The organism is Mesorhizobium sp. M2A.F.Ca.ET.042.01.1.1 (genome assembly GCF_003997405.1).
Lineage (GTDB): Bacteria > Pseudomonadota > Alphaproteobacteria > Rhizobiales > Rhizobiaceae > Mesorhizobium.
In genome coordinates this window covers 1-9,993 of sequence record NZ_RZRX01000241.1, presented here as the reverse complement: position 1 = coordinate 9,993, position 9,993 = coordinate 1, and the positions used below count along the sequence as shown (strand labels likewise).

The 9,993-nt window shown below is 64.2% G+C and carries 6 protein-coding genes; 4 read left to right on the top strand and 2 right to left on the bottom strand.

What is annotated here, in order from left to right; translation table 11 throughout:
* The first annotated feature begins 350 nt into the window (after nucleotides 1-350).
* The 3 genes from clpB (at nucleotide 351) to EOA23_RS27400 (ending at nucleotide 5,108) form a co-directional block, all read left to right on the top strand.
* Nucleotides 351-2,957, top strand: a complete 2,607-nt coding sequence (gene clpB / locus EOA23_RS27410; protein WP_127306442.1) for an ATP-dependent chaperone ClpB — start codon at nucleotides 351-353, stop codon at nucleotides 2,955-2,957.
* A 114-nt stretch (nucleotides 2,958-3,071) separates the two neighbouring features.
* The gene (locus EOA23_RS27405; RefSeq protein WP_126064258.1) at nucleotides 3,072-3,440 is read left to right on the top strand and encodes an MmcQ/YjbR family DNA-binding protein; all 369 of its coding nucleotides are present in this window, start codon (nucleotides 3,072-3,074) and stop codon (nucleotides 3,438-3,440) included.
* 129 nt (nucleotides 3,441-3,569) lie between these two features.
* Complete coding sequence (locus EOA23_RS27400) at nucleotides 3,570-5,108, top strand: L,D-transpeptidase family protein (protein WP_127306441.1); 1,539 nt, start codon at nucleotides 3,570-3,572, stop codon at nucleotides 5,106-5,108.
* On the opposite strand, the gene EOA23_RS27395 is transcribed toward EOA23_RS27400, so the two are convergent.
* Nucleotides 5,082-5,714: a TMEM175 family protein gene (locus EOA23_RS27395; protein ID WP_127306440.1), complete on the bottom strand. Its 633-nt coding sequence runs from the start codon at nucleotides 5,712-5,714 to the stop codon at nucleotides 5,082-5,084. The genes EOA23_RS27400 and EOA23_RS27395 overlap by 27 nt on opposite strands.
* A gap of 159 nt (nucleotides 5,715-5,873) precedes the next feature.
* Between EOA23_RS27395 and EOA23_RS27390 the strand changes: the two genes are divergently transcribed.
* Nucleotides 5,874-7,427: an MFS transporter gene (locus EOA23_RS27390; RefSeq protein WP_127306439.1), complete on the top strand. Its 1,554-nt coding sequence runs from the start codon at nucleotides 5,874-5,876 to the stop codon at nucleotides 7,425-7,427.
* A 93-nt stretch (nucleotides 7,428-7,520) separates the two neighbouring features.
* Here EOA23_RS27390 and EOA23_RS27385 read toward each other — a convergent pair whose 3' ends face one another.
* Nucleotides 7,521-9,500, bottom strand: a complete 1,980-nt coding sequence (locus EOA23_RS27385; RefSeq protein WP_189341724.1) for a M23 family metallopeptidase — start codon at nucleotides 9,498-9,500, stop codon at nucleotides 7,521-7,523.
* Between the last annotated feature and the right edge of the window lie 493 nt (nucleotides 9,501-9,993).

The window sequence follows — 9,993 nt, the reverse complement described above, 5'->3', positions numbered from 1 at the left end:
GCGCATAGCGCTACCAGCGCCAGGCCCGCCGAAGAGGCAAGGCCGGCAAGCGAGCCCGTCGCCAGCGAGCCGGCGCCGATAGCCAGCGAAGCGCCCGGCGAGCCCGTTGCTGCCGACGCGAACAACTGATCGAAACACCATTCCAGGCTTTGAGACGGCGGAGAGCAATCTCCGCCGTTTTCGTTCGTGCGCAGCTGGAATATTCTGCTTTGATCGACATCAAGGCGTCTTGAGGGACCGCACCCCATACACCATATCTCGGCTGAACAGGGCTCGGCTCCTATGAGCGGGTCCGTCACCGCAATCTGATCCGGTGCCGCAAAGCGGGCCGGTGACGGAAGGAGACAGATATGAATCTTGAAAAATACTCGGAGCGCGTGCGCGGCTTCATCCAGTCCGCGCAGACCATGGCGCTCTCGCGCAACCATCAGCAATTCACGCCTGAACATATGCTGAAGGTGCTCGTCGACGATGACGAGGGCCTTGCCGCGTCCCTGATCGAGCGCGCCGGCGGCAATGCCCGCGACGTCAAGCTCGGCGTCGAGACGGCACTCGAGGCAATGCCCAAGGTCGAAGGCGGCAATGGCCAGCTCTATCTTGCCCAGCCGCTCGCCAAGGTGTTCTCGACCGCCGAGGACCTGGCCAAGAAGGCCGGCGACAGCTTCGTCACCGTCGAGCGGCTGTTGCAGGCGCTCGTCATGGAGAAGTCGGCCAAGACAGCCGACATCCTGTCCAAGGCCGGCGTCACCGCGCAGGCGCTCAACCAGGCCATCAATGATATCCGCAAGGGTCGCACCGCCGATTCGGCGAGTGCCGAGCAGGGTTATGACGCGCTGAAGAAATACGCGCGTGACCTGACGGCCGATGCCCGCGCGGGCAAGCTCGATCCGGTCATCGGCCGCGACGACGAGATCCGCCGCACCATCCAGGTGCTGTCGCGGCGCACCAAGAACAACCCCGTGCTGATCGGCGAGCCGGGCGTCGGCAAGACGGCGATCGCCGAGGGCCTGGCGCTGCGCATCGTCAATGGCGACGTGCCGGAATCGCTGAAGGACAAGCAGTTGATGGCGCTCGACATGGGCGCGCTGATTGCCGGCGCGAAATATCGCGGCGAGTTCGAGGAGCGGCTGAAGGCCGTGCTCAACGAGGTCACCTCGGCCAGCGGCAACATCATCCTGTTCATCGACGAGATGCACACGCTGGTCGGCGCCGGCAAGGCCGACGGCGCTATGGACGCGTCGAACCTGTTGAAGCCCGCGCTGGCGCGCGGCGAGTTGCACTGCGTCGGCGCGACCACGCTCGACGAATACCGCAAGCATGTCGAGAAGGATCCCGCCCTTGCCCGCCGTTTTCAGCCCGTCTTCGTCGACGAGCCGACCGTGGAGGACACGGTTTCGATCCTGCGCGGCCTGAAGGAGAAATACGAGCAGCACCACAAGGTGCGCATCTCCGATTCGGCGCTGGTGTCGGCGGCGACGCTTTCCAACCGCTACATCGCCGACCGCTTCCTGCCAGACAAGGCGATCGATCTGATCGACGAGGCGGCGTCGCGGCTGCGCATGCAGGTCGATTCCAAGCCAGAGGCGCTGGACGAGGTCGACCGCCGCATCATGCAGCTGAAGATCGAGCGCGAGGCGCTGAAGGTCGAGAAGGACGAGGCTTCGAAGGACCGGCTTGCCCGGCTGGAGAAGGAACTCGCCGGCCTGGAAGAGGAGTCCACCGAGCTCACCTCGAAATGGCAAGCCGAGAAGCAGAAGCTCGGGCTCGCCGCCGACCTCAAGAAGCAGCTCGACGAGATGCGCAACGAATTGGCGATCGCGCAGCGCAAGGGCGAGTTCCAGCGCGCCGGCGAGCTTGCCTACGGCAAGATCCCGGAACTGGAGAAGAAGCTCAAGGAAGCCGAGGCCCAGGACGGCAAGGCCGGCATGGTGGAAGAGGTGGTCACCCCTGACCATGTCGCGCATGTCGTGTCGCGCTGGACCGGCATTCCGGTCGACAAGATGCTGGAAGGGCAGCGCGAGAAGCTGCTGCGCATGGAAGACGAGATCGGCAAGCGCGTCGTCGGCCAGGGCGAAGCCGTGCAGGCGGTGTCCAAGGCTGTTCGGCGCGCCCGCGCCGGCCTGCAGGATCCGAACCGGCCGATCGGCTCGTTCATGTTCCTCGGGCCGACCGGCGTCGGCAAGACCGAGCTCACCAAGGCGCTGGCAAGCTTCCTGTTCGACGACGAGACGGCGCTGGTGCGCATTGACATGTCGGAGTTCATGGAGAAGCACTCCGTCGCCCGGCTGATCGGCGCGCCTCCCGGCTATGTCGGCTATGAGGAAGGCGGCGCGCTGACCGAAGCGGTGCGGCGCCGGCCCTATCAGGTCGTGCTGTTCGACGAGATCGAGAAGGCGCATCCGGATGTGTTCAACGTGCTCCTGCAGGTGCTCGATGACGGCCGCCTGACCGACGGTCAGGGCCGCACGGTCGACTTCCGCAACACGCTGATCATCATGACGTCCAATCTCGGAGCCGAATACCTGGTCAGCCTCAGCGACGACCAGGATGTCGATGCCGTGCGTGACGAGGTGATGAGCGTGGTGAAAGCCTCGTTCCGGCCGGAGTTCCTCAACCGCGTCGACGAGGTGATCCTGTTCCACCGGCTGCGTCGGCAGGACATGGACCGCATCGTCGAGATCCAGCTCAAGCGGCTGGAGAACCTGCTCGTCGACCGCAAGATCACGCTGTCGCTCGATCACGACGCGATCGAGTGGCTGGCCTCGAAGGGCTACGACCCGGCCTATGGCGCCCGGCCGCTGAAACGGGTGATGCAGAAGGAGCTGCAGGACCCGCTGGCGGAGAAGATCCTGCTCGGCGAGATCCTCGACGGTTCGACCGTCAAAGTCACGGCGGGTTCCGACCGGTTGAACTTCCGCTCGAAGCCGACGGTGGTGGCGACGGAAGCCGCCGCCTGATCTCCGGCAAGTTGGAATGAACAAGCGCGTCGCACCGAACCGGTGCGGCGCGCTTTGTTATTTTCGGGGACTGCGCATAATCGGCTGCCGATTCGGATGACCGGGAAGGACTCGATGAAGCTCGACGATTACAACGGCTTCTGCGCTTCATTGCCCGCCACGACGCATGTCGTCCAATGGGGCGGCGCCCATGTCTGGAAGGTCGGCGGCAAGGTGTTCGCCATCGGCGGCTGGAACGACGGCGGCGAGCTTTTCGTCACCTTCAAATGTTCCGAGATGGCCTATGACGTGCTCAAGGATCAGCCGGGCTGCCGGCCGGCGCCCTATCTCGCTTCGCGCGGCATGAAATGGATCCAGCGTCAGACAAGCCAAAGCATGGATGATGCGGCGCTCAAGGACTATCTGCGCGAAAGCCACCGCCTGGTCGTGCTGAAGCTGACCAGACAGGCACGCAAGCAATTGGGGCTCGCGCAGACTGGCTAATGTTCGTCAAGGTACTGGAAATCCGCCATCTTCATGCCCGGTTCATGTTGGAACCTTAACTTGGGTAACTGGTTTGCTGGCGAAGATTCGCCCGTCAGAAGCCAGAGTCGACCGGAGAGCTTGACCCCCATGCTGCGCTTGATCTTTTCCCTTTCGGCACTCGCGGCCGGGCTGGCGTCTTCCGGCGCGTTCGCCGCGCCGAGCGCGGATGGCCCGCAAGGCGTGCGCCCGGCTGAGCGCGGCGCGCTGATGCTGGCCCAGGAAGGCAATATCGATATCTATTACGACGCCAGGGGCAATCGGGTGCTGGTCGATGCCGACACCGGCAAGGTCATCGCCATCCAGCCGCCGGGGAGCAGGCTCGACCGCCGCGCGCTTCGCCGGCAGATGCGCATGCAGGAGCTCGGCCGCGCGCCGGCCGAGGATGACGACCGCTACTATCTCGACAATCCCGAGGACATGGCCCGCTTCCGCCGGCGGCAGCTGGAGGAGAACGGCCGGGTCATCCCGCCGCCGGCCGACGAATACGATCCCAACAGCGGCGACAATTCCGTCGATGCTTATCCGCCGGCGCCCAACAATGACGAAGGCTACGCCACCACCTATCCGGAAGAGCCGAAGTCCAACACCATCAAGCGCCAGCCGCTGAACGAGGCGTCGATCGACCCGGAGCAGCCGGGCCAGGGCGAGGTGCTGCAGACCAATCCGGAGGCCTCGTTGCCGCCGAACACGGGCGGTAAGGCCAGTGTCGATCCGTCGCTGTCGCTCGGGGTGCGTCAGGATGTCGCCGCGCTGCAGGTGCTGCTCGATCGCGGCGGCGCCTCGCCGGGCGTGATCGATGGGCGCTTCGGCTCCAATGTCGACAAGGCGCTGGCCGCCTATAACGAAATAAACGGCACCAATCTCAAATCGACCGATGCGGTCGGCATCCAGGCGGCGCTCGCCCAGTCGGGCGGCGACGCCTTCGCTTCCTACACGATCACGCCGGAAGATGTCGCCGGCCCGTATGTCGCCTCGATCCCCGAGGACTACAGCCAGAAGGCCAAGCTCGACTGCATGTGCTACACCTCGGTCACCGAGGCGCTGGCCGAGCGCTTCCACATGGACGAGACCTATCTGAAGTCGATCAACAAGGGGATCGACTTCAATCGCCCCGGCACGATGATCAAGGTCGCCAATTTCGGCAAGCTGGTCTCGACGCCGGTGACGCGCATCGTCGCCGACAAGACCAAGAAGGAAGTCTACGCCTATGATGGCAGCGGCAAGCTGGTCGCGGCCTATCCGGCCACCATCGGCTCGGCCGACACGCCGTCGCCCACCGGCATCCATGCCGTCTCGCGCATCGCGCTCGACCCGAACTACACCTACAACCCCAACATCAATTTCAAGCAGGGCCAGAACGACAAGATCCTGACGGTCCCGCCGGGGCCGAACGGTCCGGTCGGCTCGGTGTGGATCGCGCTCGACAAGCCGACCTATGGCATTCACGGCACGCCCGATCCCTCCAAGATCGGCAAGACCGAGAGCCATGGCTGCGTGCGCCTGACCAACTGGGATGCGCGCGAGCTTGCCAAGCTGGTGTCGCCGGGCGTCACGGTGGAGTTCGTCGGCGGACCAACAATCGCGGAGATCGGCGGAACCTCAACCGATGAGTTTACGCAGCAGTGAGGCGCGCGGCGCGGCGGCATAGATGAGCTGCACCAGCAGAATGAAGCCGATGCTGAGCAGCGGCGTGATCAGACACAGCGCCGCGCCGACCCCCCACAGGGCCTGCGCCTTGACGATGCGATTGTAGACGGCGCGTCGCGTCTCCGCGTCGACGTCCTCGGCGATCATGCCGTTCCTGTCGGCATACCACCAACTGGCGAACAGCGTCGCGCCCAGCATCAGCAGGTTCAGCCAGTAGACCAGCACCGCGATCCTGAACTCGAGGAAATCGGCCAGCAGGTCGGTCGAGAAGGGCAATAGCGCGATAAAGGCAAGAAAGCACAGGTTGAGCGTCGCCAGCCTGCGGTCCGACTTGGCGATCAGGCCATGCTGCGCCTGCTGGCCGAACCAGAAGATGGTGAGCGTCAGGAAACTCAGCGCATAGGTCAGAAAGCGTGGCGCGAGCGCGAGGATCGCTCCGAGCAGTTCGCCTTCCGAATGCACCGCCTCATGCGCCGGCACCCTGATCTCCAGCACGATCAGGGTCAGCGCGATGGCGAAAACGCCGTCGGTTATGCCGACGATGCGCCCGCGTCCTTCCGCCGACGGTTCGAGCGGTCGCTTCATGGCTCCCCCCTACACGCAATGCTGGAACCTAGCACGCGATCGGCGGTTTGCCTTCAAGATTGCCGCTCACCTCGCCACCCGGCCAGTGCCATCTGGTTTCAAGAACACAATTGCTCTGGCTCGTTGTTGCAATCATTCCGCAGGGCTAAGCAGGGATTTATGTCATCCGCGAACGAAACCACCGCCGATTCGCATTCGCCCGCGCGGGCGAACGGCACGTTCTGTCCCCAGACGCAACGCAAATTCGTGCTGGTGTCGGCAATCCTCGCCTCGGCGCTCGGCTTCATCGACGGCTCGATCCTGGCGATCGCCATGCCGGCGCTGCGCGCCGACCTCGACGCCAGCCTGGCGGAGGCGCAGTGGATCTCCAACGCCTATGCGCTGACGCTCTCGGCGCTCATCCTGGCTGGCGGCGCCGCAGGCGACCGGTTCGGGCTGCGGCGCGCCTTCGTGACCGGCATCGCGCTGTTCATCGCCGCCTCGCTCGCCTGCGCGGTGGCTCCCGACCCGGCCATTTTAATCGCCTTCCGCGCCATCCAGGGCATCGGCGCGGCGATCATGGTGCCGGGCAGCCTCGCCATCATCGCCAAAGCCTATCCGAAGAAGGAGCGCGGCCGAGCGATCGGCATCTGGGCCGCCGCTTCGGCGCTGACCACGGCGCTCGGCCCCGTTCTGGGCGGCTTCGTTTTGACGACGTTCGGCAACGGGGTCTGGCGCGCGATCTTCGCCATCAACCTGCCGCTTGGGCTGATCTCCATCTATCTGCTTTTGGCCAAGGTGCCGGCCGACAAACCGACCGAAAAACGCAGCCTCGACCTTGGGGGCGCCGCGCTGGCGACGCTTGCCTTCGGCCTGCTCGCCTATGGACTGACGGCCATGAATGCCGAAGGCGGCGGAATGCTGTCAACGCCCGCGATTGTTGCCGGTGTGGTCCTGCTCTTTGTCTTTATCGCTTATGAGCGCTGGCAGCGCGATCCGATGATCGATCTCGGCCTGTTCCGCATCCGCGCCTTTGCCGGCGCCAACTTGGCGACATTCTTCCTCTATTTCGCGCTGTCGGCCAATCTGTTCTACCTGCCGATGCTTCTGATCGCCGGCTGGAGGTTGAGCGAGGCCGAGGTCGGCTTCATCTTCCTGCCGTTGTCGGCATTGATCGCGCTTCTGTCCGGGCCGGTCGGCCAGTGGTCGGACCGGATCGGTCCGCGCTTTCCGATCGCTTGCGGCAGCATGGTCGTCGCCATCGCCTTCGCCGGCCTCGCTTTGCTCACGCATTTCGGCATCCACAATTTCTGGACCGGGACATTTCCGCTGATGGCGCTGATGGGGCTAGGCATGGCGCAAGTCGTGTCACCGTTGTCGACTGCGGTCATGACGTCCGTCGAGGACAAGGATACGGGCGCCGCGTCCGGCATCAACAATGCGGTCTCGCGCGTCGGCGGCCTGATCGCGGTGGCGGCGATGGGTTCGCTGGCGGCCTGGGTTTACGCGCGGATCATCGGCAATGCTTCCGGAGTGCCAGGTTTCGGCGAGCCGCCCGCTTCCGGGCTTGCGGCCAATCTCGACGCGGCCAGAGTGGCGGCAAGCGATTCGGCTTTCACCGCGGTCGCGGCGGTCACGGCGCTGCTTTGCGTGCTTTCTTCCCTTATCGCCTGGTTTACGGTTCCCGGACAGGCATCGCCTTGGCCGCGGCAGACAGACGAATCGCGCGATTAGAGCAATTCCATTGTGAGCGGTTAGGCCCGTCGACTTCGCCGTAGCCTTCCGTCTGGAATTGCGTGAAACAGGTGGAGCGGTTCCTGGAACTGCTCAGTTCGGAAGCTGCGAATCAGTCTTGGCGCTGGCGACCTTCAGCGAGTTGCCGTCTTCCTGCTTCAGAAGATCGTCGATGCGCTCGCGCTCTTTCTTGAAGGCCACGAGATCGTCACCCTTCAGCACCTTGCCGACCGGCAGGCGCACGCGCATTGAATCGACCTTGGTGCCGTTGACGATCAGCTCGTAGTGAAGATGCGGGCCCGTCGACAGGCCGGTCTGGCCGAGATAGCCGATGACCTGGCCTTGGCGGACATGGACGCCGGGCTCGATGCCTTTGGCAAAAGCGCTCTGGTGGTTGTACGACGTCTCGTAGCCATTGGCATGGCGGATGATGATCTGCTTGCCGTAGCCGCCGGCCCAGCCGGCCTTTTCCACGACGCCATTGCCGGCCGCGATGATGGGCGATCCGATCGGGGCAGCCCAGTCCGTGCCGGTGTGCATGCGCACATAGCCCAGAATCGGGTGACGGCGCGCGCCGAAGCCGGAGGTGAAGCGCCCGTTGGGCAGCGGGTTGCGCAGCAGGAACTGCTTGGCGCTCGAACCGTTCTCGTCGAAATAGTCGGTGCTGCCGTCCTGCATCTGGAAGCGATAGAAATTCCGCGTCTGCCCGCCGAAGGTCGCCGACACGTAGAGAAGCTCGGAATTGTCGGAGGTCTGGTCGTCGCCGTCGGGCTGCGAGAACAGGACCTCCAGTCGATCGGCCGGCGAAAGCCGCGACTGGAAATCGACGTCGGAAGCGAGAAGCTTGATCAGCTTCTGCGTCATCGCTTTCGACATGCCGTAGGAATAGGCGGTGCGATAGATGCCGTCATAGACATTGGGCAGGTTGCCGCGCACCACCACGGGCTGCGAATCATCGAAGGCGGTCAAAAGCTCGGGATTTGGCTCCGGCTCCTGGGCCGGCACATACTGGCCGCGGTCGTCAAGCGCGATGGTGACGATATGCGTGGTCTTGTCATATACGCTGGTGCGCACGACCTTGGCGATGTCGCCGCGTACTTCGAGGCCGACACGCAGCACCGTTCCGGCCTTGAGCGCCGTGGTGTTCAACAGCTTGCCGATCGCCTCCGCCATGCCGGTGGCGTCAGCGCCGGTGTAGCCCGAATCGGCATAGGCCTCGGCGATATCGGTATCCTCGGTGAAGGGAATGATTTCCTCGGCGAAGGCCGGCGTCTGGTCGTCCAGCGTGGCGCGCGGCGCCACCGAAACGTTTTCCTGGGTGATCTTCACGTCGTAGGAACCGGCCATCGATTCGGCGAAGGCGTCGCCGAATCGCTGCGGATCGACATAATGCAGCGCCGCCACCTGGACGGCGCCGTCGCTCAAGCCGTTGCTGGCATCGCGAACCACCTTTTCCACCTCGTCGGCCGACAGGTCGCTTTTTTCGTCGAATGAAGCCGTCTCGATCGGGAAATCGACCGTCTTGAGGCTCATTTCGCTCTCGACCTTGGCGCCGTAGATCTGCGCGGCGGCCGCGGTGGCCGTTGCCGGCTGGGCGTTGTCGTCGCTGTCGTCGCCGAACACCTGCAACGGGTCGAAGGGCGGATAGGGGCGGTTGGTGGTGTGGCCGGCGGCCAAGGCCATCTTGATCTGCACGAAAGGCATGGTGTGGATAACGTCGCGGTCGCCGACCTTGGTGACCATCGACACTTCCATGCGCCGCCGGTCCTTTGCCCGGGCGATCTGGCGGGGTGCCACCAGCCTGGTGGTCTTTGCCTGCTCGCCGGAATCATCGCCGCCGCTGGCAAGACCGATGAGCTCGGCGATTTCCGGTGGGGTGGCGAGTTGCTGGCGCCCGTCGAGCGCCGCAAATAATGCCACGCCCATCAACACGCTCGAGGTCACACCGGTGAGGAAGGTACCCGACAGCCAGCGCGCCGATACCTCGCGGCGGTCAGGCGGACCGCTGCGGCCGTCCGCGATCAGCGGCGGCTCGTTGCCGAGTTCGGCTATGACCTCTTCGGTGTCCGGCATCCAGAAAGGCTGCTTCTTCCCCAGGCGAAACGGCTTGTCGTTCTCGTTGCGGCCATGACATTTGCCTGTCACGGCCGTTGAAGTCAACGAAGCGGCAAGTCGGCCGATATCCCCAATGATGCGTCTCTTGCGAGACGGCGCTCTTGTCGTCTGTCGCGGTCGTCTGTTTCGGGGGCGCCTCACACATACGCGCGCGCCTTCCTTCTATGGGCTGGTTTCACGCCTTAATGCGGCGGCAATAGGGCCCGCTGTGGATGACCCAAGGGTTGCCGCTGGGGCAGTCGGCTATCGAAAAAGCGGGCTGAAAAATTCGTCGCAAAAAATTCAAAAAAGTTCGAAATCGGTGTTGACGCCCCGAGGGAGCTCCGACTATATACGCCCCACGAACGAGGGCGGTGCGCCGCTGGCGACGAAGAAGTTCGCTTCTAAATCTGCCCTCAAGCGAAATTCAAGAGAGCCGCGTGAGCGACACTCGGAGGGCCCCGGCGGCGAG